The sequence below is a fragment of the Stenotrophomonas sp. FW305-3-2-15-E-LB1 genome, assembly GCF_058787375.1.
The window spans coordinates 1-23,768 of sequence record NZ_JBYSZR010000019.1; the positions used below are offsets into that span (position 1 = coordinate 1).

26 protein-coding genes are annotated in these 23,768 nt (G+C 68.5%); 13 read left to right on the top strand and 13 right to left on the bottom strand.

Features of this window, described 5'->3' with window-relative positions; genetic code table 11:
• Window positions 1-155: 155 nt before the first annotated feature.
• From AC3WL7_RS13920 to AC3WL7_RS13930, 3 genes are read right to left on the bottom strand one after another with little or no spacing between them, the layout of a single operon-like run.
• Complete coding sequence (locus AC3WL7_RS13920; protein ID WP_492750927.1) at window positions 156-527, bottom strand: VOC family protein; 372 nt, start codon at window positions 525-527, stop codon at window positions 156-158.
• A gap of 17 nt (window positions 528-544) precedes the next feature.
• Window positions 545-1,183 carry a response regulator transcription factor gene (locus AC3WL7_RS13925; protein WP_079223725.1) on the bottom strand — a complete coding sequence of 213 codons (639 nt, stop codon included), beginning with the start codon at window positions 1,181-1,183 and terminating at the stop codon, window positions 545-547.
• Window positions 1,180-2,280, bottom strand: a complete 1,101-nt coding sequence (locus AC3WL7_RS13930; RefSeq protein ID WP_108747487.1) for a sensor histidine kinase — start codon at window positions 2,278-2,280, stop codon at window positions 1,180-1,182. The genes AC3WL7_RS13925 and AC3WL7_RS13930 overlap by 4 nt, the downstream gene beginning before the upstream one ends.
• 149 nt (window positions 2,281-2,429) lie before the next feature.
• Here AC3WL7_RS13930 and AC3WL7_RS13935 point away from each other — a divergent pair, with 149 nt between their 5' ends.
• The 3 genes from AC3WL7_RS13935 (at window position 2,430) to AC3WL7_RS13945 (ending at window position 5,189) form a co-directional block, all read left to right on the top strand.
• The gene (locus AC3WL7_RS13935; protein WP_108747488.1) at window positions 2,430-2,852 is read left to right on the top strand and encodes a DUF2141 domain-containing protein; all 423 of its coding nucleotides are present in this window, start codon (window positions 2,430-2,432) and stop codon (window positions 2,850-2,852) included.
• Window positions 2,853-2,877: 25 nt separating this feature from the next.
• Window positions 2,878-4,401 (top strand): carotenoid oxygenase family protein, encoded by a 1,524-nt coding sequence (locus tag AC3WL7_RS13940; protein ID WP_492750931.1) that lies wholly within the window; start codon window positions 2,878-2,880, stop codon window positions 4,399-4,401.
• A gap of 71 nt (window positions 4,402-4,472) precedes the next feature.
• Entirely contained in the window at window positions 4,473-5,189 is a 717-nt protein-coding gene (locus AC3WL7_RS13945; RefSeq protein ID WP_492750933.1) for a transporter substrate-binding domain-containing protein, read from the top strand.
• 107 nt (window positions 5,190-5,296) lie between these two features.
• Here AC3WL7_RS13945 and AC3WL7_RS13950 read toward each other — a convergent pair whose 3' ends face one another.
• On the bottom strand, window positions 5,297-6,235 hold the full coding sequence (locus AC3WL7_RS13950) for an AEC family transporter (protein ID WP_108758995.1): 939 nt from the start codon (window positions 6,233-6,235) through the stop codon (window positions 5,297-5,299).
• 93 nt (window positions 6,236-6,328) lie between these two features.
• On the opposite strand from AC3WL7_RS13950, the gene AC3WL7_RS13955 reads away from it, so the two are divergent.
• Complete coding sequence (locus tag AC3WL7_RS13955) at window positions 6,329-7,204, top strand: LysR substrate-binding domain-containing protein (protein ID WP_492750936.1); 876 nt, start codon at window positions 6,329-6,331, stop codon at window positions 7,202-7,204.
• A 113-nt stretch (window positions 7,205-7,317) separates the two neighbouring features.
• On the opposite strand, the gene AC3WL7_RS13960 is transcribed toward AC3WL7_RS13955, so the two are convergent.
• Complete coding sequence (locus AC3WL7_RS13960; protein ID WP_492750938.1) at window positions 7,318-8,877, bottom strand: alkaline phosphatase; 1,560 nt, start codon at window positions 8,875-8,877, stop codon at window positions 7,318-7,320.
• A gap of 114 nt (window positions 8,878-8,991) precedes the next feature.
• Here AC3WL7_RS13960 and AC3WL7_RS13965 point away from each other — a divergent pair, with 114 nt between their 5' ends.
• Window positions 8,992-9,792, top strand: a complete 801-nt coding sequence (locus AC3WL7_RS13965) for a D-alanyl-D-alanine carboxypeptidase family protein (RefSeq protein ID WP_492750939.1) — start codon at window positions 8,992-8,994, stop codon at window positions 9,790-9,792.
• On the opposite strand, the gene AC3WL7_RS13970 is transcribed toward AC3WL7_RS13965, so the two are convergent.
• Window positions 9,776-10,372: a TetR/AcrR family transcriptional regulator gene (locus AC3WL7_RS13970; protein WP_492750942.1), complete on the bottom strand. Its 597-nt coding sequence runs from the start codon at window positions 10,370-10,372 to the stop codon at window positions 9,776-9,778. The two genes, AC3WL7_RS13965 and AC3WL7_RS13970, sit on opposite strands and share 17 nt — an antisense overlap.
• 14 nt (window positions 10,373-10,386) lie before the next feature.
• Window positions 10,387-10,983: an NAD(P)H-dependent oxidoreductase gene (locus AC3WL7_RS13975; RefSeq protein ID WP_492750944.1), complete on the bottom strand. Its 597-nt coding sequence runs from the start codon at window positions 10,981-10,983 to the stop codon at window positions 10,387-10,389.
• Between the two features lie 242 nt (window positions 10,984-11,225).
• Here AC3WL7_RS13975 and AC3WL7_RS13980 point away from each other — a divergent pair, with 242 nt between their 5' ends.
• A complete protein-coding gene (locus AC3WL7_RS13980; protein ID WP_492750946.1) occupies window positions 11,226-13,277 on the top strand; it encodes a TonB-dependent receptor domain-containing protein in 2,052 nt (683 codons plus the stop codon).
• A 77-nt stretch (window positions 13,278-13,354) separates the two neighbouring features.
• Here the strand turns inward: AC3WL7_RS13980 and AC3WL7_RS13985 are convergent, their stop codons facing one another.
• Entirely contained in the window at window positions 13,355-13,627 is a 273-nt protein-coding gene (locus tag AC3WL7_RS13985) for a hypothetical protein (RefSeq protein ID WP_492750948.1), read from the bottom strand.
• 4 nt (window positions 13,628-13,631) lie between these two features.
• Window positions 13,632-14,459, bottom strand: coding sequence for an isocitrate lyase/PEP mutase family protein (locus AC3WL7_RS13990; protein WP_492750950.1), 828 nt, complete (start codon window positions 14,457-14,459; stop codon window positions 13,632-13,634).
• A gap of 156 nt (window positions 14,460-14,615) precedes the next feature.
• Between AC3WL7_RS13990 and AC3WL7_RS13995 the strand changes: the two genes are divergently transcribed.
• The 4 genes from AC3WL7_RS13995 to accC all read left to right on the top strand — a co-directional run bounded on the left by AC3WL7_RS13995 (window position 14,616) and on the right by accC (window position 17,919).
• Window positions 14,616-15,326 carry a DOPA 4,5-dioxygenase family protein gene (locus AC3WL7_RS13995; RefSeq protein ID WP_492750952.1) on the top strand — a complete coding sequence of 237 codons (711 nt, stop codon included), beginning with the start codon at window positions 14,616-14,618 and terminating at the stop codon, window positions 15,324-15,326.
• A gap of 230 nt (window positions 15,327-15,556) precedes the next feature.
• Window positions 15,557-16,000, top strand: a complete 444-nt coding sequence (gene aroQ / locus AC3WL7_RS14000) for a type II 3-dehydroquinate dehydratase (RefSeq protein ID WP_079223757.1) — start codon at window positions 15,557-15,559, stop codon at window positions 15,998-16,000.
• Window positions 16,001-16,061: 61 nt separating this feature from the next.
• Window positions 16,062-16,541: an acetyl-CoA carboxylase biotin carboxyl carrier protein gene (accB, locus tag AC3WL7_RS14005; RefSeq protein WP_079223759.1), complete on the top strand. Its 480-nt coding sequence runs from the start codon at window positions 16,062-16,064 to the stop codon at window positions 16,539-16,541.
• Window positions 16,542-16,551: 10 nt separating this feature from the next.
• Window positions 16,552-17,919, top strand: a complete 1,368-nt coding sequence (gene accC, locus AC3WL7_RS14010) for an acetyl-CoA carboxylase biotin carboxylase subunit (protein WP_079223761.1) — start codon at window positions 16,552-16,554, stop codon at window positions 17,917-17,919.
• Between the two features lie 111 nt (window positions 17,920-18,030).
• Here the strand turns inward: accC and AC3WL7_RS14015 are convergent, their stop codons facing one another.
• Complete coding sequence (locus tag AC3WL7_RS14015) at window positions 18,031-18,405, bottom strand: hypothetical protein (RefSeq protein ID WP_079223772.1); 375 nt, start codon at window positions 18,403-18,405, stop codon at window positions 18,031-18,033.
• On the bottom strand, window positions 18,402-19,367 hold the full coding sequence (locus tag AC3WL7_RS14020) for a hypothetical protein (protein ID WP_079223773.1): 966 nt from the start codon (window positions 19,365-19,367) through the stop codon (window positions 18,402-18,404). Before AC3WL7_RS14020 ends, AC3WL7_RS14015 begins: the two co-directional genes overlap by 4 nt.
• Before the next feature lie 163 nt (window positions 19,368-19,530).
• Here AC3WL7_RS14020 and prmA point away from each other — a divergent pair, with 163 nt between their 5' ends.
• The 3 genes from prmA to fis all read left to right on the top strand — a co-directional run bounded on the left by prmA (window position 19,531) and on the right by fis (window position 21,657).
• Window positions 19,531-20,451, top strand: a complete 921-nt coding sequence (gene prmA / locus AC3WL7_RS14025; protein WP_108747495.1) for a 50S ribosomal protein L11 methyltransferase — start codon at window positions 19,531-19,533, stop codon at window positions 20,449-20,451.
• Window positions 20,452-20,493: 42 nt separating this feature from the next.
• Window positions 20,494-21,267 (top strand): DUF3426 domain-containing protein, encoded by a 774-nt coding sequence (locus AC3WL7_RS14030; protein WP_492750957.1) that lies wholly within the window; start codon window positions 20,494-20,496, stop codon window positions 21,265-21,267.
• A 114-nt stretch (window positions 21,268-21,381) separates the two neighbouring features.
• Window positions 21,382-21,657 (top strand): DNA-binding transcriptional regulator Fis, encoded by a 276-nt coding sequence (fis, locus tag AC3WL7_RS14035; protein ID WP_006397198.1) that lies wholly within the window; start codon window positions 21,382-21,384, stop codon window positions 21,655-21,657.
• Window positions 21,658-22,145: 488 nt separating this feature from the next.
• On the opposite strand, the gene AC3WL7_RS14040 is transcribed toward fis, so the two are convergent.
• On the bottom strand, window positions 22,146-23,141 hold the full coding sequence (locus tag AC3WL7_RS14040; RefSeq protein WP_108747497.1) for a phosphatidate cytidylyltransferase: 996 nt from the start codon (window positions 23,139-23,141) through the stop codon (window positions 22,146-22,148).
• Window positions 23,138-23,767, bottom strand: coding sequence for a lysophospholipid acyltransferase family protein (locus AC3WL7_RS14045; RefSeq protein WP_079223777.1), 630 nt, complete (start codon window positions 23,765-23,767; stop codon window positions 23,138-23,140). Before AC3WL7_RS14045 ends, AC3WL7_RS14040 begins: the two co-directional genes overlap by 4 nt.
• Between the last annotated feature and the right edge of the window lies 1 nt (window position 23,768).

Genomic DNA, 23,768 nt, shown 5'->3' on the forward strand with positions numbered 1-23,768 from the left:
CTTGCTTGACGGTCCCTCCACCCTGGCTCCTACATACCTCGTGGGAGCCGGGAGGAACATACAAGCTTGCTCGACTGGGTGCGCGGAGCAGTCGAGCAAGCTCGACTCTACGGGCCAACGGCAGCCGAGCATGGGCTCGGCTCTACAGAGGGGTGTCAGGTCGCTATCGGGGCCTGCATGGCGATGCGGTTGCCTTCGCTGTCGGCGATCTCCGCCACGCGCCAGCCGCCGGCCTCGGCGGGGCCGAAACGCAGCGCGGCACCGGCCTGCTGCGCGCGGGCCAGGCTCGCGTCCAGATCATCGACACCGATGTAGATGCGCGCGCCCTGCTCGGACGGGCGATAGTCCGCGCCGTGCACCAGGGCCATGCTGGCGCCGCCGGCGTCATCCTCGAACGGCAGGTAGGCCATCGTGCAGTCGTGCACATGCACCGGGGCGTCGATCACCACCTGCAGCCACTGCTGGTAGAACGCGATGGCGCGGGCCAGGTCGGCCACCGCAATCTCGACATGCATGACAGGGTTCATCGCTGCACCACTCCGCTTCAGATAATGCGCAGGGTAATCGCCTTCAGCACTGCGCGGGTACGGTCGCGGGTGCCGAGCTTGTCGAGGATGGTGGACACGTAGTTCTTCACCGTGCCTTCGGCCAGGAACAGGCTGCGCGCGATTTCCTTGTTGCTGTAGCCGCCGGCCAGCAGGCGCAGGATGGCCACTTCGCGTTCGCCGAAGGTATCGCTGGGCGGTGCTTCGTCGTGGAAACGGTAGCGCGAGCGCACCGGTTCGGTGCTGACCGGCAGCAGCAGGGTTTCGCCGGCGGCCACCCGCTCGATCGCCTCGCGCAGGTCGGCCGGCGCTGCATCTTTCAACAGGAACCCCTGTGCACCGGCTTCGCTGGCGCGCAGCAGCAGGTCGCTTTCATCGAAGGTGGTCAGCAGCAGGCAGGGCGTGGCATCGCCGCGGGCGCGCAGCTGGCGCAGCGCCCCGATGCCATCCAGGCCGGGCATGCGGATATCGCTGAGCACCACGTCCACCGGCTGGGTGGCCAGTGCATCCAGCAGCGCCTGGCCATCCTCGGCTTCCAGCACCACCTGTACGCCCAGCCCCTGCAGCAGCGCACGCAGGCCGGCACGGACCAGGGCCTGGTCATCGGCCAGGGCGACGCGGATCGGTGCGCCGCTCATGCCGGCAACCGCGCGATCAGGTGCATGCCGCCCTGCTCGGTACGGGCCAGCTCGAGCTGGCCGTGCACGTCGGCCAGCCGCTCGCGCATGCCGGAAATGCCATTGCCTTCGCGGATGCGCTCGGCGCGCTGGCCGTCATCGCGGATATCGATACGCAACCTGGACTCCTCTTCCGTCATTGTCAGCCACACGTTATCGGCTTCGCCATGCCGTGCGGCATTGGTCAGGGCTTCCTGCACCAGGCGCAGCACGGTCTCGGCCGTGCGCGGGTCGGTCACCCGCACGCCATCGGCAATCTGCAGCTGCAGGCGCGGGCGCGGAAACGGCGCGGCCAGTGCATGCAGGGCGGTATCCAGGTCCAGGCCACGGTCATCGCGCATGGACTGCACGACCTGGCGGATGTCGGACAGCAGTTCGCCGGACAGCTGTTCGGCGGTCTGCAGCCCCTCGCGCCCGGCCAGTACCGGATCGGCGGCCAGCGCGCGCAGGTTGAGGCGCATGGCCGTGAGCTTGTGCCCCGCCACGTCGTGCAGCTCGCGCGCCAGGCGCAGCCGCTCGGCATCGCGGGCGCTGTCGGCCAGCAGGGCACGGGTGGCCAGCAGATCGGCGTTGACCCGCGCCAGCTCGTCGCGGGCCAGCGCCGTGCTGCGCGCGTAGTGCGCGGTCAGCGCGGCGAAAGCCTGGAAGCCACCGTACAGCAGCACCACCAGCAGCGGCTGGGTGAAACCGCTGTGGCGCAGCACGGCGTACTCGGCCAGGTTGGCCAGCAGCGCAACCACCAGCACGAAGCGCGGCGGCCAATGCTCGGCCAGCTGTGCGACCAGCACCACCAGCAGCACCGGTGCAGTACCGGTGCGTGGCTGCAGGGCGATGAGGGCGACGGCCAGCAGCGCCTGCAGCACGGCGGCCACCGCGCGCACACGGGTGGGCAACCGCGCCCAGCCGTGCGCCACGAACAGCAGCAGGAACACACCGAGCAGCAGCAGGCTCGCCCCGGCATCGCTGCGTTGCACGCCGAACGACAGGCCGACCACCAGCACGGTGACCGCGCCGGCGAGGCTGAGGGGACGCAGCAGATGGCGGAGCAGGCTGGGCATGGCCGCATGCTGACCGGCGCGGGCACCCGACGGCAATGGGTCCGGCGCAGAAAGTGACTTCTGGCACGTCGGATCGATGACCACTGGCCCTGAACCCCGGCCAGGCCCCGGCGCAGACTGGCCCCACACCTCCAGACGGAACCGCCGCCATGATCCGCACCGCCCTGACCTGCTCCCTGCTTGCTGGCCTGCTGCTGGCCGGCACCGCCCACGCCGCCGAGCTGACCGTGAACGTGCACGATGTCCGCGCCCAGACCGGTACCCTGCGTGCCGCCCTGGTGTCCTCCGACGAGGCCTGGAACGGCAAGGCCGCACCGGTGCAGGCACAGCAGGCACACCCGCAGGGCGACAGCCTGCACTTCACCTTCAAGGATCTGCCGGCCGGCAGCTACGCCGTGCTGCTGACCCACGACGAGAATGACAACGGCAAGCTCGACACCAACCTGGTGGGCATGCCGATCGAAGGCTACGGCTTCAGCAACAATCCGCAGGTGATGCGCAAGCCGACCTTCGAGGAAGCCCGCTTCACGCTGCCCGCCGCCGGCACCGCCATCGACATCACCCTGCGCTGATTCCCCACCTGCACCGAGGCCCGCCATGGATCGCCGCCGCTTCCTCCGCACCCTGATCAGCAGCACCGCTGGCCTGGCCCTGGGCGCCACCGCCCTGCGCAGCGCCCCGGCCTTCGCCAACGACCCGGCGCAGTTTGCCCAGGGCCTGCAGGAGCATCCATGGCTGCTGGGCTGGCGCGGGGTGAGCAGCGAGACGCTGGGCCCGGCCACGGTGCAGCTGCAGGGGCGGCTGCCCGCCGGCCTGGCCGGCACCCTGTACCGCAACGGCCCGGCCTGGAGCGAGCGCGGCACCCTGCGCTACGACCACTGGTTCGACGGCGACGGCATGGTCCACGGCTGGCATTTCAATGGCGACGGCAGCCTGACCCACCGCGCGCGCATGGTGGCCACGCCCAAGTTCACCCGTGAACAGAAGGCCGGGCGCTTCCTCTACCCCGCCGCCGGCACCAGCGTCCCCAACGCGCAGGCGGTGCGCAACAACGACGATGCCAACGTGGCCAACACCTCGGTGATGGCGCTCAATGGCCGTGTGTTCGCCCTGTGCGAATCCGGTTCGGCGTTCGAGGTCCACCCCGATTCGCTGGAAACCATCGGCCCGGTGACCTGGCGCCCCGACCTGGCGGCCCTGCCGTTCTCGGCGCACCCGCTGGTGGACCGCGACGGCAGCGTCTGGAACTTCGGTTCGATCAGCCTGATGGGTGGCGCCGGCCTGCTGGTCTGGCACATCGGCAAGGACGGCCAGCTGCGCAGCGCCGATGTGATCGCCACGCCGGGCCGCGGCTACCTGCATGCCTTCACCATGACCGACACGCACCTGGTGTTCGTGCTGGCGCCCTTCGACTTCAAGGAGAGCGGCGGCAGCTTCTTCGAACGCATGCAGTTCGCACCGCAGCGCGCGGCCAACATCGCGGTGGTCGCCAAGGACGCCCCGGACAAGGCGCAATGGTTTGAAGCACCGTTCGCGGCGATCTACCACTTCGGTGACGCGCACCGGAGCAGGGACGGCATCGTGGTGCGCGCCGTGCGCCGCGACAACATGGACGAAGCGCGTTCGCCGATGAAGGAAGCGATGGCCGGCGACGGCGCGCATGCCACCAACGGCCACAGCACCCTGGTGGAACTGCACCTGGACCTGCGCCGCGGCCAGGCACGCTGGCAGGACACGGACATCAGCACGGTGGAGTTCCCGCTGTTCGACCCGCGCACGCCCGACAGCCGCGCCGCCCGCCTGTATGCACCGACGGTCGATGGCGCCAGCAACACGCCGTACTTCAATGCAGTCGCGGCGTTCGACGTGGAGCGCGGGCGCCGCCAGGTGTGGCGCTACGGCAGCGACATCATGGCCGAGGAGCATGTGTTCGTGCCCCGCCCCGGCAGCCGCAATCCCGATGATGGCTGGCTGGTTGGCACGTTGCTGGACCCGGTGAACAAGCGCAGCGGCCTTGCCGTGCTCGATGCGCGCCACGTGCAGGACGGTCCGCTGGCGCAGGCGTGGCTGCCCTATGCGGTGCCGCTGGGCTTCCACGGCACGTTTGCCGCACAGGCGTAAGCGCACGCGCACGCGGTCCGCACGCCGCCGTTGGCATGCTGAAGCTCCCCCGCGTCCTGCTGGAGCACCGCATGCCCTTGTCCGACCACCGCCACGCGCTGGCGCCGCACGGCCACCTGTGGGTAGCGATCAACCTGGGCAATCCGGTGCTGGCCCAGGGCGATGCCCGGTCGCCGCGCGGGCCATCGCTGGAACTGGCCACGGCGCTGGCGCAGCGGCTGGGCGTGCAGGCCCGCTTCACCTGCCACGAGGCAGCGGCCTCGGTCGTGGCCGCAGCCGCAGACGACGCCTGGGACCTGGCCTTCCTGGCGGTGGACCCGGCGCGTGCCGACCACATTGCCTTCAGTGCGCCGTACGTGGAAATCGAAGGCACCTACCTGCTGCGCGAGGCCAGCCCTGCGCGCACGGTGGCCGACCTCGACCGCGAAGGCGTGCGTATCGCGGTGGGCCGCGGTGCGGCCTATGACCTGTACCTGAGCCGCGAACTGCAGCACGCGCAGATCGAACGCGCCGCCACCTCGGCCGCGGCGATCGAGCTGTTCGACCAGCAGCAGCTGGATGCGGCGGCGGGGGTCCGCCAACCATTGCAGGCCTGGGCGCAGGCGCATCCCGGGCATCGGGTGCTGGCTGATCGTTTCACCGCGATCCAGCAGGCGGTTGCGGCCCCGGCATCGCGGCCGGCAGATGCGCTGCAGGCGTTGTTCGCCGAAGTGGAGGCGATCAAGCAGGGGCCGCTGCTGGGCGAAGCGTTCGCGCGTGCCGGGCAGGCGGTGACACTGGTGCGGTGAGGGCGCTTGCGTTCTGTAGAGTCGAGCTTGCTCGACTGAAGCGGCAGAAGCAGTCGAGCAACCTCGACTCTACAAAGAGCGAGAAGCAGCCGAGCATGGGCTCGGCTCTACCGTTGCAGCAGCGCCAGGTATCCGGTCACCGTCAGCAGGGACAACAGGGTTGTTCCCAGCACCGTGGCCGCCGTGGTCGATGCTTCGCGGCGGTGGAATTCGGCCAGCATGAAGGGCCCCGTACCGGTGGGCAGCACGGCCATCAGCACGGCGGCGTGCGCCAGCGCGGCCGGCAGTGCGAATACCTGCGTGGCCAGCAGCCACACCAGCAGGGGGTGCACCAGCAGCTTCAACCCGCCCAGCACCACGGCACTGCGCCCAGCACCCGGCACGGGCGAGCGCCGCTCTCCGAGGAACAGGCCCAGCGCGATCAGCGCGCACGGCGCCGCCGCACCGCCCAGCAGCTTCAGGAACGTTTCCGCCGGTGCGGGCATCGACAGGCCCAGCGCCATCGGCAGCACGCCGGCCAGCGGCGCCAGCAGCAGCGGATTGCGCAGCAGCGAGCGCGCCACCTTGCCCAGCAGATGATGCAGGCGCTGCTCGCGCTGCAGGCCGATCTCGATCAGCACGATGGCGGCGGCAAACAACACGCACACCGTCAGCAGGGTCGCGACCAGGGTCGGCGCCAGCGCCGACTGCCCGAGCGCGGCCACCGCCAGCGGAAAGCCGACGAAACCGGTGTTGGCATAAGCGGCGTTGAGCCCGTCGATGCTGGCATCGGCCAGCGCGTGGCCGCGGCGTCGGCGCCACCACACCGTGGCGGCAAACAGCAGCGCCGTGCCACCGCCGAAGCTGGCGATGAAGCCCGGGTGCCACAATTGTTGCCAGTGCGCGTTGGCGACCACGTCGAACAGCAGCGCCGGCAGCGCCAGCTGCACCACGAACCGGTTCAGTTCGCTGGTCGAGTGCGGGCCCAGCGCGCCACTGCGGCGGGCCAGCCAGCCAGCAAAGATCAGCGCGAACACGGGAAGGACGATGGCCAGGACGGACAGCATGGGCAGCGCGGAGGGAGGGAATGCCGCGCAGGCTACGCGCCATCATCAATACCTTCCAATGCTTTTAACGGGCGCCAGCGATACCATTCGCGCATGATCGACATCCGCCCGCTGCGTTACTTCCTGGCCGTCGCTGAAACCCTGCACTTCGGTCGCGCCGCCGAACGCCTCAATGTCACCCAGCCGCCGCTGAGCCGGCAGATCGCCGCGCTGGAGGAATCCCTGGGCGTGGCGCTGCTGGAGCGCGACTCGCGCCACGTGCGCCTGACAGCCGCCGGCCAGCGTTTCCAGGAAGATGCACGCGGAGTGATGAATGCCCTGCAGCAGGCCTGCCACGCTGCCCGTCAGGTGGGTGCGGGCGAGCTGGGCGAGCTGCAGGTGGGCTTCATGATGCATGCGGCGCACAGCTCGGTACCGCCGCTGGCCCGTCGCTTCATTGCCGCGCATCCACAGGTGCAGCTGCGGTTGCGTGAGGCGCTGCCGATGGCCCTGCTGGACGGCGTCCGCTCGGGTGCGCTGGATGCGGGTATCGGCTTTGCGCCGGCGTCGCTGCGCGGGCTGGAACTGCTGCCGCTGCAGGAAGAGCCGCTGTGCGTGGTGGTGCCGGCCGACCATCGCCTGGCCCGCCGTCGCAGCGTCGATATCACCGCCCTGGCAGGCGAAGCACTGATCACCGCGCCGGCCGACGTGGTGCCAACCCTGCGCGAAGCCATCGAAGCCAGCTTCCATGCCGCCGGCCTGCAGGCCGATGTGCGGCTGGAAGCGCAGCTTCAGCAGAGCATCGTCAGCCTGGTGGGCGAAGGGCTGGGCATCGCGCTGGTGCCGGCCTCGCTGCAGCGCATGGGCATGCCCGGCGTGTCCTTCGTTCGCCTGAAGGACGCGCCGCGCGTGCAGCAGGTGGTGTTCTGGAAGCAGGACAACCGCAACCCGGTGCTGGCGCGGTTTTTGACCTGCGTGGTTGATGGGTAGGAAAGCAGCCGAGCGTGGGCTCGGCTCTACAGAGAGCCAAAGCAGCCGAGCATGGCTCGGCTCTACAAAGGGCGATGATCAGTCGAGCATGGCTCGGCTCTACAAAGGGCGGATCAGCGCTGCAGGGCGTCCTGCACGGCCTTGGCCACGCCGGTGTTGTCGATGTAGCTGCCGTCGTTCCAGCGCACGTGCTGGCGGTAGCCGGCATCGACGCCGCGCACGCGCTGGCCCAGCAGCTCGGCGCCGTTGCCCTTGGCCCACAGCGGCACCAGGCCGTTGGAGTGGTTGCCGGTGGGGCGGAAACTCATGCCCGGCATCTGCCCGCGGCCGTTGTTGCGCACCGGCTCGAAGGCCACCTTCTGCGCATCCGGTCCCATCGGCATGCTGTTGTCGTGGTCGGTGGTGACGATCAGCAGGTTGCGTTCCCAGCCGCCGTTCTGTTCGATCCACGCGACCACCGCCGACACCGCGTCGTTGAACTCGGCGGTTTCCTCGATCAGGCGGCCGTACTGCGGCTGGTCGGTGCAGGCACCGTAATGCCACTCGGTACCGCAGGCGCTGGTGTGCGCGGCCCAATCGGTGGCACCGCCTTCAACCATCAGGAACAGGCCCTTGGGCGAACGCTGCTGCAGGAAGCGCAGCGCACCCCGGGTCATGGTGGCCAGGTCCGGCACGCTGTCGATCTTCTTCACCCCTGACGGCGTGGCGGCATCGCGACCGACCACCGGCAGCTGGCGCGCCTGCTGCAGGGTGTTGGCCACGCGCGGCACGCCGATCAGCGGGCGGTCAGCCGGCAGGCGGCCGTCGGCCAGCGCGGCGAAGTCGTCCTTGCTGCGGATCAGGCGCCAGGCTCCGGCCGGGTTGCCGGCAATCGGCGTGCCCGCTTCCAGCTGCTGCCAATCCTGCTGCGACACCCATTCCCACGGGTTCTGGCAGCCTTGGGCGGCAACCTTGTCCATGCCGTCCACGCAGGGCCTGCCATCGACGCTGTAACCCGGGCCACCGGTGCCCATCACCAGGTCCATGTGGCCCTGGGCCAGCATCTGGTGGGCGATCTGGTGGTAGCTGTTGCGCGATTCGGCCTGCGCAGCGAACGCCGCCGGCGTGGCATGCGGGAACGGCACCGAGGTGACCACGCCGGTGGCCATGCCCAGCGCCTTGGCACGCAGGGTGTTGAACTCCACCGGCTGGCCATCGTTGTTGTAGTTGATGGCGTTGTTGTAGGTCTTTACGCCGGACGACAACGCGGTGCCGGCGGCGGCGCTGTCGGTGGCCACAGCCGCCAGGTACTGGTAGGCGACGAAGGGCAGATCCGGTGCCGGAACTTCGGTGGTGTCCCACGCCTGGGCGGGGTCATAGCCGATGCGCTGCGAATCGTCGCGGGTGGGCTGGCCACTGGCGTTGAGCGGGAACGTGGTGACTGCCAGGCGCTGCGGGAAGTCCGCATACGGCGCGCCTTCGCGGCTGCCGTACTGCCAGTATGCGGCCGCGTCCCAGGTACCCCAGCCCGCGCCGTCGTTGATCATCACGATGACGTTGTGCGGACGCGCTTCGGCGGTCGTGGCGGTGGCCACGGGCGCATCGGGGCGCGTCGTCGGCTGACAGGCAGTGAGCGCGGCAAGCGCAGCCAGGATCGACGGGCACAGCCAGCGTCGCGCGAGGGGTCGGGTCATGGGGATTCCTGCGGTACGAACGGCGGCGACACCGCCAACAGCGGCTCGTTATATCATTGCAATGTTGCAGATTCGTGCGGCATTGCTGCCTGCACGCTGCGTACGATTGCGTTGATGATGTCACTGACCGATTCGCCGGTACCGGCACTTTCTTCGATCACCGTGGATGCGGCCACGCTGCGCATCCTGCAGCAGCACGATGCCAGGCAGCCACGCGCGCCGGCCTCGCTGACCAAGCTGATGACCGCGCACGTGGCCTATGAAGCCATCGCGCACGATGGCCACGCGTGGTCGGATACAACGACGGTCGATGCGCGCGACGTGCACGCGGTCGCTGCCGACGAAACGCGGATGGCCCTGGTACCGGGCGAGACCATCACCCTGGGCCGCCTGATGGAGGGCCTGATGATCGTGTCCGGCAACGATGCCGCGCTGGCGCTGGCCCGCCACCTGGCAGGTTCGGAGGCTGCGTACGTGCAGCGGATGAACGACACCGCCGCGCGGATGGGCCTGCGTGATACGCACTTCGTCTCGGTCTCGGGCATCACCACGCCCGGCCATGTGTCGACCGCGCATGACATGGCGATGCTCGCTGCGCGGCTGCTGGCCGATCATCCGCAGGTGCTGGCCATCACCGCGCAGCGCCACTTCAGCCACGGCACGTTCTGCAAGGACAACCAGAACACGCTGCTGGGCAGCGACGGCATCGATGGCCTGAAGACCGGCTACACCCGCGCGGCAGGCTTCTGCCTGGCGGCGACCGCGTGCCGCGACAGCGAGGAGGCAACGCACCGGCTGATCAACATCACCCTCGGCGCGCCCACGCGGGAAACGCGGAACGCGTGGGTCCAGCAGTGCCTGCATGCAGGTTTCGCGCAGCTGCAGCGCGACGCGGCGATCAGCGCGCGCGGTTGACGGTATCGACGATCAGCCGCTGCAGCTCCGCTTCCGCATCCGGCTGCTGCAGCGCGCCCGCGGCCACCGCTTCGGACAGCGACTCGGCGGCTCCCAGGATCGCCCAGCGCCCGGCCACGGGCACATTGCCGTCGTTCGCGAACGCGCCCAGCCACTGCGCGCATTGGTCGACGAAATCCTGCTGGTAGCGGTGGCGCACGTCGCGCAGCTCAGGTGAGCCGGCCAATGCGGCAAGGATCGCCTGGATGTCGCTGCCCTGCGACAGCACGCAATCGATGTAGCCCGATGCGATGGCCTGCGCGCGTGCATCCAGGCGCGCCGGCGCCGCGCCGATGCGCGCATCGAACACGGCGGTCTGGCGCTGGTCGTAGTCGGCGTACAGCGCGGCCAGCAGCCCGTTGCGCGTGGTGAAGTGATCGTAGGCCACGGGCTTGGTCACGCCTGCGGCCTCGGCCAGGCGGCCCAGGCTGAGTGCATCGGTGCCCTCGCCGCCCACCAGGGTCCAGGCCACGTCCAGCAACTGGCGGCCGCGCTGTTCGCGCGACATCCGGCGGCGGGTGGGCGTGGCGGTGGTGGACATGCAGCGGCTCCATGTCAGCGGGCGGGTGTGCCTATGGTAAGGCCGATGTCCGCAGCGGTCTGCAGATGCGCCTGCGCCTGGCCACTGTCAGCATCGAGCAGCAGCGTGGACGAACGCACGGTGGCACCGCAGTAATCGAAGATGCCCATGTCGATCTGCGTCTTCATCGCCGCACCATAGCCGCGCCGTTCGATCATCTCCGCGCCCGCGCCACCGATGCCGACCAGGTGCACCTGCAGCCGCTGCAGCTTCTTTTCCACCTTGCCGTCGGCACCGTCGGCGTAAGCCCAGCCCTGGGTGAACACACGGTCGATCCAGCCCTTCAGCAACGCCGGGAACGACCACCAGTACAGCGGATAGACCAGCACCAGCGTGTCGGCGGAATCCACGCGCGCGTGCTCGGCGGCCACGTCGGCCGGCACCGCTGCGCCCTGCTTGAACAGGCCGATGTCAGCGGTGTTGAAGCGGGGATCGAAGCCTTCGGCGGCGAGATCGGCCACGGTGACGGTGTTGCGCGCGTCGGCGCCGGTGATGGCCCGGCCGATGCGGGCGGCGACGGCATGGGTGAGGGAGGCGGGATCGGGATGGGCGACGACGATGAGGCTGTGCATGGGCGATGCTCGTTGAGTAATTAGTTACCAATGGTAACTAACGGCCATGTTTCCACCAGCACCTCACGCAGGACGCTGATTTCAGCTGGATCGGCGCGGCCTCGGGCCGCCCATGCAAGCGTTCATGTGTCACCAAATGTCAAATGCGAATGATTCGTGATACGATTGTTAAAGAATTCTGAAACCCCCACACACGGACGTCCCAGCCATCGCCAGTGGACCCTCAACAGGAGTACTGCGCGATGTCGCACGCCGTTCTGAAACCCCGTCGTTCCGTTGCCGCCCTGGCTGCCGCCATCGGCCTTGCACTGGCCAGCACCGCCCACGCCGATGCCTCCGCTGATGCCGCTTCGGCCAAGCAGATGGATACCGTGGTGGTCACCGCCACCGGCGCCCAGCAGTGGATCAAGGATGCGCCGGCCAGCATCAGCGTCATCAGCCGCGAAGAGATCGAGCGCAAGCCGGTCACCAGCATCGGCCAGCTGCTGAGCACCGTGCCGGGCGTGACCGGCGGTTATGCGCTGTCCGGCGCGCAGTCGAAGATCCGCCTGCGCGGCCTGCCCGAGCAGTACACGCTGATCCTCATCGACGGCCGCCGCCAGGGCAATTCCTCCGGCGTGAACTACCGCGACGACCTTGGCCCGCAGGATCTGAACTGGCTGTCGCCGGACATGATCGAGCGCATCGAAGTGGTGCGCGGCCCGATGTCCTCGCTGTACGGTTCGGACGCAATGGGCGGCGTGATCAACATCATCACCCGCAAGATCGCCGACCACTGGGGCGGCTCGGTCACCTTCAACCACAGCATGCCCGACGCGTCCACGCGCGGTGACACCACGCAGATGGGCGCGCTGTTCAGCGGCCCGCTCACCGACAACCTCGGCGTGCGCATCGGTGCCAACGTCACCGACCGCAAATCCGACCGCCTGGAAGACCAGACCCCCGGCAGCAAGGCGGAAAATGCCAACCTGCAGTTCCACTGGCGCCTCAACGACGACCACGCGCTGACCATCGAAGGCTCGCGCGGCGTGCAGCGCAACACCGGTGCCGGCGATGTGTACGCCTGGGGCCTGTCCAAGCTGGTACAGACCGGCTACGTGCTCGGCCACGATGGCCGTTACGGCGACACCACCACTTCCAAGACCACCCTTGTGCAGAACGACTACGAGGACAAGGGCAGCGCGGTGGGCAACCACTCCAAGGAAACGGTGTTCGATACCGCCTTCACCACCGGCTTCCACTGGGGCTTCGAACACAGCCTCAACGTGGGCGGCCAGTGGAAGCGCGAGCAGCTGGAAAACAGCGACACCATCGGCACCGTGCCGGTGACCTGGACCGGCAGCAGCCGCATCAGCCCGACCAGCGAAGCCGATTCGTGGGCACTGTTCGCTGAAGACCACATCACCCTGCACGAGCGCTTCGTACTGACCCTGGGCGTGCGCTGGGACAACACCGACAACTACGACGACAACGTCAGCCCGCGCATCTACGGCGTGTGGCACCCGGGGGATGCGTGGACCGTGCGCGGCGGCGTGTCCAAGGGCTTCCGCGCGCCCAACCTGAAGCAGGGCACCGCCGGTGCCGCCACCCAGTCCGGTGGCCGTGGCTGCGGCAGCCTGACCCCGGAAGGCTGGAACAGCCGCCTGGTCAGCGCTGACGGCACCACTGGCTGCTACATGGCCGGCAACCCGAACCTGGAACCGGAAACCAGCACCAACTACGAGCTGGGCGTGGGCTTCGACCAGAACGGCTGGTCGGCGTCGGCCACCTACTTCCTGACCAACTTCGACGACAAGATCGAACAGGTGCCGCTGCGCGACATCCCCGGCCAGACCACCAGCTTCGTCAACGGCTTCTGGTGGACGGTGGCGCAGAACATCCAGAAGGCCCGCACGCGCGGCGTGGAAGCCAGCGTGACCGTGCCGCTGCACGAACGCCTGAGCTGGACCACCAATGCCACGCGCATGCTGGAATCGAAGAACCGCACCACCGGTGCCAGCCTGCTGGTGGTGCCGAAGATCACCGCCAACACCTCGTTGAACTGGGACGTGACCGATGCGTGGTCGTTGAACCTCAGCGCGCAGCACATCGGCAAGCAGCTGGTGGCCTCGTCCAGTTCGACCTTCGCCAAGGCGTACACCACGGTGGACCTGGTGACCGGCTATGACGTGAACGAGAACCTGACCCTGCGTGCGGGTGTGCTGAACCTGGACGACGTGTCGACGCTGGAAGACGGCAACGATTACGACGGTGGCGCGCGGACGTTCTTCGTCGGCCTGACCGCGCGGTTCTGAGCAGGCACCGGGGTCGGATCCCTTCGGAGAAGGGCTCTGACCCCACTGGCGTGGCCCCATCCACGCATGGCGTGGATCTACTCCAGGTCCTTCAGCGGCAGCACCAGGGTTTCCTGCAGGTGTTCGTGACTCCAGGTGCTGCCGCCACGCGCGTGGCCCTCCAGGCGCAGCGCTGTGCGCCCGGCATCGTGCCAGCGCACGTGGATCTCCAGCTCCAGTGGACCGTCGTCGCGCTCCAGCACACACACGTGGGCCGGTCCGTCGACCCGGGCCAGCAACGCCTGCGCCGGCGCCTGGCGCAGCGCGTCCATCTCCCTCACCAGCGCTGCATAGGCGGTTACGTTGTCCATGGCGTCAGCGGAACAGGTCGTTCAGGGCTGCGCCCGCAGCGGCCTGCTGCAGGCCGTCGAAACGGCCCTCGCGCAGGATCGGATCGGTGGCCTGCATCAGCCCGCCCCATGCCGCGCGCGCCAGGGCCCCGCCCAGGCTGACCCGGCGCACGCCCAGCGCGGCGATGTCCTGCAGCGTCAGCGGGCTCGGCCCGCCGACCAGCAGGTTGACCGGCTTCGGCCCGGCTGCCGCAACCACCGCCGTGATCTGCTCGCGCGTGGTGATGCCCGGCGCGTACAGCACGTCGGCACCGGCTGCGTCATAGGCACGCAGCCGCTGCAGGGTGTCTTCAAGATCGGGCACGCCCACGAAGAAGTTTTCCGCGCGCCCCACCAGCAGGACATCGGCACCTGCCCGATCGATGGCGGCACGGGCGGCGGCCAGGCGCTGCACCGCTTCCTCCAGCGGCCGCAGCGGCGCTCCGGCCACCCCGCTGGCATCTTCAATCGACAGCGCGGCAACGCCGGTGCCCAGTGCAGCGGTGACCGCTTCGCCGACCGCGTCCGGCGTCGCACCGAAGCCATCGCCGAAATCCGCGTTCAGTGGCAGCGGCGTCGCGTTGGCCATCAAGCGAAGGTGTTCCAGCGTGGCCTGCAACGAAACGGCGCCATCCGGACGGCCATCGCTCCACGCGCAACCGGCGCTGGTGGTGGCCAGTGCCTGGAAACCCTGCCGCTGCAGATAGCGCGCACTGCCCACGTCCCACGGGTTGGGCAGCACGAAGCAGCCCTGCGCATGCAGCTGCCGGAAGGCGGCGCGTCGGCGGGCGGTATCGGCGTCGGGAGCAGTCATGGCGGACATCCAGGGCGGCGGTCCGGCCACCCTAGCCCGGCGGCCACCACGACTCAACGTGGCGGCCGCTGCCCGGCATCACCTGATACCTGCTGCTTATTGGACGCTGCCAGCCACATCGCCGAGCGTGGCGCCTCTGCCATCAGGACGCTGGCCATGCCACCGCACACCCCTGCCCCATCTTTCGACGTGGCCGAAGATGCCCATTGGGCCGACCTGCTCTCGCCCGTGCGCCGGCGCCTGATCGCCTCGGCCGGCGTGGCCGTGGGCGGGCTGGCCACGGCCAGCGCTGCGAGCGCCGCCGCCAACACCACCGAGCCGGGCCAGCCAGGCTTCCGCCCGATCGTGCCGCCGCCCGCGCAGGGCCACAGCCCCTGGGGCCAGGACACCGCCGCCGAAGCGACGCCCCGCCCATCCAGCGTGCGCCCGGGCGAATCGCCACTGCCCAGTCGGCCGCGTGCCTATACCGCTATCAAGAGCTACCACGCACATGTCTATTTCGACGAAGACAGCTACCAGAAGGCCGCCCTGCTGCGGCGCTGGGCGGCCGAGCGCTTCCCGGTGGAACTGGGCAACTGGAACCTGGAGCCGCGCGGCCCGCATGTCACGCCCTCGTTCTATTTCGGCTTCACCAACGACCTGCTGCCGGTGCTGGTGCCGTGGCTGCAGCTCAACAGCCTGGGCCTGACCATCCTCATCCACCCCAACACCGGCGATGGCCGCGCCGACCACCTGTATTACGCGCTGTGGGTGAACCGCGCGCAGCCGGTGAACGCCTACAACTTGCCGGTGCCGGAACCCGGGCAGACCGAGGCACTGGAGGAGGTGTTCCCGAACGTGGTGCCGACGGTGCCGTTGGAGACGTGAGCGCAGAGGGCGGCCGTCCACGCATGGCGTGGATCTACGTCATCGTCGGCCTACGTGCGGGCATCCCCGCCGCGATGGCGTTCAGCGGGCCTTGATCCGGCGCCACCCATAGGGCCGCAAGCGCTTCCATGATTTTTCAAACGATTGCTTTAAACACCTGCAATTTCGCCGAACTGGACAGCATCCGCAGGTTCCGCCAGACTGCCGCCCTTTCCCGTTGATCGGATTCCATGGCAAAGCTGCTGGTCCTGCATGGCCCCAACCTCAACCTGCTCGGTACCCGCGAGCCGGAGGTCTATGGGCACACCACGCTGGCCGACATCGACCAGGCGCTGGCCGCCCAGGCCGCTGCGGCCGGGCATGCCCTGGAAAGCCTGCAGTCCAACGCCGAACACGTGCTGGTGGACCGCGTGCAGGCCGCACGCACCGACGGTACCACGTTCATCCTGATCAACCCGGCCGCCTTCACCCACACCTCGGTCGCCCTGCGCGATGCGCTGGCGGCGGTGGCCGTGCCGTTCATCGAGATCCACCTGTCCAACCCGCACACCCGCGAACCGTTCCGCCAGCACAGCTATTTCAGCGACAAGGCGGTGGGCGTGGTGTGTGGCTTCGGCGCCGACAGCTACCGCTACGCGATGGACGCGGCGCTGCTGCGGGTGTCCGCCACCTGATTGTCGACCCGGGCGCCAGCCGGCGCTCTACCTCACCTAGATAGAAACCAAAGAGGCCCTCATGGATCTGCGCAAAATCAAGAAGCTGATCGACCTGCTGGAAGAGTCGAACCTGGCTGAAATCGAAATCAAGGAAGGCGAAGAGTCCGTGCGCCTGTCGCGCGCCCCGGTGGCCGGCTACGCCGCGCCGATGCCCGCCCCGGTGTACGCCGCGCCGGCCGCCCCGGCTGCGCAGGCCATGCCGATGCAGTCGCCGACCGAAGCCTCCACCGGCGGCACCGCCAAGCCGGGCCCGGCCCTGCCGGAAGGCCACGTGCTGCGCTCGCCGATGGTCGGCACCTTCTATGCGTCGGCCGCTCCGGACAAGCCGGCGTTCGTCACCGTTGGCCAGCAGGTCAAGGAAGGCGAGACCCTGGCCATCATCGAAGCGATGAAGATGTTCAACCCGATCGAAGCCGACAAGTCCGGCACCATCGTCGCCATCCTGGGCGAGAACGGCCAGCCGGTGGAATTCGACCAGCCGCTGTTCGTGATCGGCTGAGGGGCACGCCATGCTCGACAAAGTCGTCATTGCCAACCGAGGGGAGATCGCGCTGCGCATCCTGCGCGCGTGCCACACCCTGGGCATCCGCACGGTGGCCGTGCACTCCACGGTCGACCGCAACCTCAAGCACGTGGCCATGGCCGACGAGTCGGTCTGCATCGGCCCGGCACCGTCGCCGCAGAGCTACCTCAACATCCCGGCGCTGATCGCTGCGGCCGAAGTGACCGACGCCCAGGCCATCCACCCGGGCTACGGCTTCCTGTCGGAGAACGCCGACTTCGCCGAGCGCGTGGAGGAGTCCGGCTTCATCTTCATCGGCCCCAAGGCCGACACCATCCGCATGATGGGTGACAAGGTCGAAGCCATCCGCGCGATGAAGTCCGCCGGCGTGCCGTGCGTGCCCGGTTCGGGCGGCCCGCTGGGCGAGGACATCGTCGCCAACACCAAGATCGCCCGTGAGATCGGCTACCCGGTCATCATCAAGGCGGCCGGTGGCGGCGGTGGCCGCGGCATGCGCGTGGTGCACGCCGAAGCCTCGCTGAAGACCTCGATCGAAACCACCAAGAGCGAGGCCAAGGCCGCGTTCGGCAATGGCGAGGTCTACATGGAGAAGTTCCTGGAGAACCCGCGCCACGTGGAGATCCAGGTGCTGGCCGACGGCCAGGGCAACGCCATCCACCTGGGTGAGCGCGACTGCTCGATGCAGCGCCGCCACCAGAAGGTGGTGGAAGAAGCACCGGCACCGGGCATCAGCGCCGAACAGCGCGAACAGATCGGCAAGGTCTGCACCGAAGCCTGCGTGCGCATCGGCTACCGCGGCGCCGGCACCTTCGAGTTCCTGTACGAAGACGGCCGCTTCTACTTCATCGAAATGAACACCCGCATCCAGGTGGAGCATCCGGTTACCGAAATGGTCACCGGCATCGACCTGGTGGCCGAGCAGCTGAAGATCGCCGCCGGCCAGAAGCTGTCGATCAAGCAGAGCGACGTGGTGCTCAGCGGCCATGCCATCGAGTGCCGCATCAACGCCGAAGATGCTGAAACCTTCGTGCCGAGCCCGGGCACCATCACCGGCTTCCATCCGCCGGGCGGCCCCGGCGTGCGCGTGGACACCCACATCTACAGTGGCTACCGCGTGCCGTCGAACTACGACTCGATGATCGGCAAGCTGATCGTGCACGGCCCGGACCGCGAAACCGCCATCGCCCGCATGCGGGTGGCGCTGAGCGAAATGGTGGTGGACGGCATCAAGACCAACGTGGCCCTGCAGCAGCGCATCATGCGCGACAAGGGCTTCCAGGCGGGTGGGCAGAACATCCACTACCTGGAAAAGCGTCTGGCCGAGCGCAAGAACAAGCCGATCGCGCTGACCTGATCGGCGGCAGATGCTGGACACGAAAAGGGCGGGGATTTCCCCGCCCTTTTTGCGTCTTCCGGCGCCGCCGGGCATCACCGCCGGGCGTGGCCCGGCGCTACCCCGCGCGGATCAGCGCTTGTCGGCGACTTCGGCAGGAATCTGCGTATCGGCCAGCGGACGCACGCCATTGGGCGAGGTCGGGTCGATGATCACCATCGTCTCGGTTGAACCATCGGGCCAGACCACCTGGAAGGTACTGCCCGCCGGCAACGCAGCGAAGGGCGCGCCGCTCTGCGCGCGGTACACCGCGGCCACCTGGCTGGCACCGGCGCGGCGCACGTCTTCCTGCGCCTTCACCGAGGTCAGTTCAACCTTGGAAAGGTGCCGGTAGCGATCCTCGTAGGTGTCGATCATCAGCAGGCCAACGGCGCCGGCCGAATACGCGACAAACAACGCCACCCAGAACCAGAACTTGGCCCCGTGCAGGAATCGACGGTAATTCATTGCCCGTTCCTCTTTCCAATCAATTGCTTGATCCATTCGTTCATCTTCCCCGCACCTTGCCGCGATACCGCAGCGTCATACACGAAATCCTGGAAATCCTGTGTCCCATCCTGCGAACAGATCCCTCCGTTCGCGCAGTAACTGTTCATCAGCACGCTGTCGGCCCCACAAGGTAGACCGAGTTGGCAGGCCGCAACCCGCCATGCCATCTCACTGAGCTGTTCACCGGCCACCATGTCCACCAGCGCCTTGTCGCCGGCAGCGCGCGTGCCCATGCCCGGCGCCAGGGCCATGTAGGCCTCCGGATCGCGCGAAGTACGCACGCGTTCGACCAGGTCACGGCGGTACTGCTCGTTGCTGTGCAGCGGCTCGCCCTCGGCGAACAGCGCCGCTTCGGCGGCAAGGTTGCCCTGCAGGGCTGCACGGCGGCGTTCGTTGAACACCAGCGACGGCCCCAGCTTGTCACCCGGTACGAAACCGCCGCAGCGCTGGGCCACGCGTTCGCGCGCCTGCACCATCGCCGGTGCCGCGCTCAGGCCCAGGCCGGCCAGCACGTTGTTGTCCAGGCGGTAGCCACCCGGGTCGACCGCATACTGCGCGCAGTAGTCGTAGACCCGGCTGAGCATCCAGCGCGCTTCGTGGTTGCCCTGCTCGGCCTGCACCTTCAGCCGCTGCGCGTAGGCGAACAGATCGGTCTCGCCCTCGATGTCGGCGCGGATATCCAGCGGCAGGCCCGAAGGCAACGCGGCGCTGCGCTCGAAGCCGGCCAGGCGGCGCGCGAGGGCCTCGGGCATCACCGGCTCCAGAGCTTCCTGCACCGTGGCCGTCGATACGGCCAACGGTTCGCCGACATCCACCTGCGCGGAATGGCCATGGCCGCTGGCCCGATAACCGGCCACGCCCAGCACGGCCACGGCCGGCAGCACGAGCAACCAGGTTTTCAGGGTCGGGGCGAGGGCCATCGGCGGTCGGTTACGGCACGTCGGGCAGGAAAGCACCAAGTCTAGCAAGGCCCGGGAGGCATGTCTGAACCGGTCTCGTTCAGCCTGGGTCGGCATCTCAGAGCATACGGAGACGGCCGGATGGTCTAGCATGGCCCCCTTTCCCGCGATTGCCCCCACCGCCATGCCGTTCCTGGAACTGACCCTGCGCTGCACCGAAGCCACCCAGCCCCGCTATGAAAACGCGCTGGAGGACGTGGGCGCGCTGGCGGTTACCCTGCTCGATGCCGAGGCCGACACCAGCAACGAGCAGGCCATCCTCGAGCCGGGCGTGGGCGAGACGCCGCTGTGGGACACCCTGGTGCTGAGCGCGCTGTTCCCGGCCGACAGCAACGCGCTGCTGCTGCTGGCTGCGCTGGAGGCGTTCGACCCGGAACTGGACTGGACCGGCGGCAGCTTCCGCGCGGTCGAGGACGAAGACTGGGAACGCGCCTGGCTGGACCAGTTCCAGCCGATGGATTTCGGCAGCCGCACCTGGATCGTGCCGTGGAACCATGAGCTGCCGGAGGCCGCGCAGGCCGCCGACGCCGCCGTGGTGCGCCTGGACCCGGGCCTGGCCTTCGGTTCGGGTACCCACCCGACCACCGCGCTGTGCCTGCGCTGGCTGGACCAGCTGGCCGTGGATGGCGTGCTGCAGGGCCAGCGCGTGCTCGACTTCGGCTGTGGCTCGGGCATCCTCGCCCTGGCCGCGCTGAAGCTGGGCGCCGCCGAGGCCATCGGCGTGGACAACGACCCGCAGGCGCTGATCGCCACCGCCGACAACGCCGAGCGCAACGGCGAACTGGCCCGCATGCACGTCTACCTGCCGCAGGACGAACCGGTGGCCACCTACCCGATCGTGGTCGCCAACATCCTCGCCTCGGCGCTGGATGCGCTGGCCGAACTGCTGGCCGCACGCGTTGCTGCCGGTGGCCGCATCGCACTGTCGGGCATCCTGCATGGCCAGGAAGGCGAACTGCTGCAGCGCTATGCCGCGTGGTTCGACGACCTGCAGGCCACCCAGGATGGCGATTGGATGCGCATCACCGGCGTACGCCGCGCCTGATCGTGGTTGAATGACGGCTGGATCCGAGCCCGCGCCCTGAGCATGTCCGAGCCGAACCCGCCGCGTCGTCCGCTTGCCACCTTCCTGCGTTCCGCGCCGGGAACCGATGCGCCGCCCGGGACCGGGCAGGCGCAGGAACCCGCTGACGACACCGCCGATGCCGATGCCGGACAGGCGGCGGTGTCCGGGCCGGTCGTGGACACCCCCTTGCTGGAACAGGCACCGGCACCGGCACACACGCGACAGTCCGATGACACTGTCATCGAAACGTCCACCGGCAGTGACGACAGCGCATCGGCCGCTCCGGCCAGCGATGCGCCCAGCTTCCTCGGCGTGCGCCCGCGTGCCCTGCCGACGCCACGCTGGCACTGGGCACTGGTGGCCGGGCTGGCCCTGCTGCTGGTGCTGCAGAGCGTACTGGCCGACCGCGCGCGGCTGGCCGCCGATGCCGGGCATCGCCCGTGGGTCAGCGCGCTGTGCGGCGTCCTGCGCTGCAGCCTGCCCGCATGGCGCGAACCCACCGCATTGACCATGACCAGCCGTGAGATCCGCCCGTTGCCCGGGCAGGCCGGCGTACTGCAGGTGCAGGCCAGCATCCGCAATGATGCGCGCTGGGCGCAGGCATGGCCCGACCTGCGCCTGTCATTGGCCGATGCCGATGGCCGGGTGATCGGCACCGGTGTGTTCCCGCCCGCGCAGTACCTGGGCGAAAACCCGGGCGCGGCACTGCTGGAACCGGGGCAGAGCGCCCGCATCGCCTTCCGCGTGCAGGAACCGGCGGCATCGACGGTCGCATTCACCTTCGAGTTCCTTTGATCGGGACGAAGGCGTCCAGCCGTGGCAGGTCGGGCACGCTCGCGCTAGACTGGCCGCCTCCACCTCGTCCGGCCGCGCGCTCCGCGCGCACGGGCCACCGAATCGGGAACCCCCTTGAACGCTGTCCTTTCTCGTCCTGACAACAGTCGTGGCGCTGCCCGGCCACCGCTGCGTGAACACGTCGCCCAGTCCGTGCGCCGCTACCTGCGTGACCTCGATGGCTGCGACGCGGACGATGTCTACGAGATCGTGCTGCGCGAGATGGAGATTCCGCTGTTCGTGGAAGTACTCAACCACTGCGAAGGCAACCAGAGCCGCGCCGCCGCGATGCTGGGCATCCACCGCGCGACCCTGCGCAAGAAGCTGAAGGAATACGGCATCAGCGCATAAGCGCGCGCCGCCGGGCATGGCCCGGCGCTACCGATGCCCGCCCGGTAGATCCACGCCATGCGTTGATGAATGCCCGGCACGTTCAGCCCACCCCACCGGCCCGTAGATCCACGCCATGCGTGGATGAACGCCCGGCACGTTCAGCCAATCCCACCGGCCGGTAGATCCACGCCATGCGTGGATGAACGCCCGGCACGATCAGCCCACCCCACCGGCCCGTAGATCCACGCCATGCGTGGATGAACGCCCGGCACGATCAGCCAACCCCACCGGCCGGTAGATCCACGCCATGCGTGGATGAACGCCCGGCACGATCAGCCCACCCCACCGGCCCGTAGATCCACGCCATGCGTGGATGAACGCCCGGCACGATCAGCCAACCCCACCGGCCGGTAGATCCACGCCATGCGTGGATGAACGCCCGGCACGATCAGCCCACCCCACCGGCCGGTAGATCCACGCCATGCGTGGATGAACGCCCGTCACGATCAGCCAACCCCACCGGCCTTCCAGTAGTACCGCACCACGTGGAAGAACACCGGCGCGGCGAAGCACACCGAATCCAGCCGGTCGAGCATGCCGCCATGGCCCTCGATCATGTGGCCCCAGTCCTTGATGCCGCGGTCGCGCTTGATCGCCGACATCACCAGGCCACCCCAGAACCCCATCAGGTTGATCAGCAGCGACAGCCCGAACGCCTGCAGCGGCGTGAACGGGGTGATCCACCACAGCGCCGCCCCCAGCGCGCTGGCACTCAGCACGCCGCCCACGAATCCTTCCACCGTCTTCGACGGCGACAGCTTCGGCGCGATCAGGCGCTTGCCCAGCAGCTTGCCCCAGATGTACTGCAGCACGTCGGAGGACTGCACCACGATCACCAGGAAGGCGAACAGCAGCACGTTGCGCGAAGGATCGTGGCCGGGCACGTGCAGGTTCAGCAGCAGCGGCACGTGCGAGATGCAGAACACGCAGATCATCAGCCCCCACTGCACCTTGGCCGTACGCTCCAGGTAGTGGGTGGTGTCACCGCCGATGGTCGACAGGATCGGCAGGAACAGGAACGCGTAGACCGGAATCAGCAGCGTGTACATGCCGTACCAGTCGATCCACACCAGGTAGTACTGCCACGGCAGCACGATGTAGAACGCCGCCAGCAGCGCGTAGTAGTCACCCGAGCGGGTCGGCGCCAGGGTGATGAATTCGCGCAGCGCGAACAGCGAGATGATGGCGAACAGCACGATCACCCCGGCGCGGCCGAACAGCAGCGCACCGCCGACCACGATCGCCATCACCCACCACGCGCGGATGCGCGAAACGAGATTGGCGATGACCGCACTGGGATTGCCGCGCTGGCGCCAGCGCAGGGTTTCGGATACCAGCGTGGCCAGCACCAGCACCGCGCCGACACCGGCAAACAGCAGGCCGGTCTGCTGGCCCACGCTCTGCGTGGCCAGATCGCCGGAAACATCCAGCAGGAAACTCATGCGCGGCCTCCGTTCGGTGCCAGGTCCAGCAGCGCCTGCCGGCTGCGCGCCAGGAACGCCGCCTTGTCCTCATCGGCCTGCAGCCGCAGCGGCGTGCCGAACGTGGCCGTGCACAGCAGCGGCAGCGGCAGGAAACGCCCCTTGGGCATCACCCGCTTGAGGTTGTCGATCCACACCGGTACGAACTCCAGTTCCGGGCGCTGCCGCGCCAGGTGATAGATGCCACTCTTGAACGGCAGCAGCGGTTCATCACCGATGTTGCGCGTGCCTTCGGGGAACAGGATCAACGAGCATCCCTCGTCCACCGCATCGCGCAGCCCCTGCAACGGATCCTGCTGGCGGCGCGCCGCATCGCGCTCGACCAGCACGCCGTTGAACACCGCATCGATCAGGTAGCGGCGCAGTGCATCGCCCTGCCAGTACTCGGCAGCAGCCACCGGCCGCACCTGGCGCCGCAGTGCCGGCGGCATCGACGACCAGATCAGCACGAAATCGCCATGGCTGGCGTGGTTGCCGTAGTACACGCGGTGCTCGCTGGACGGCGCACAGCCGATCCACAGCGCGCGCGCCCCGGTCACTACATGGATCGCGCCACTGCAGGCACGGGCGATCAATTCAGCAAACATC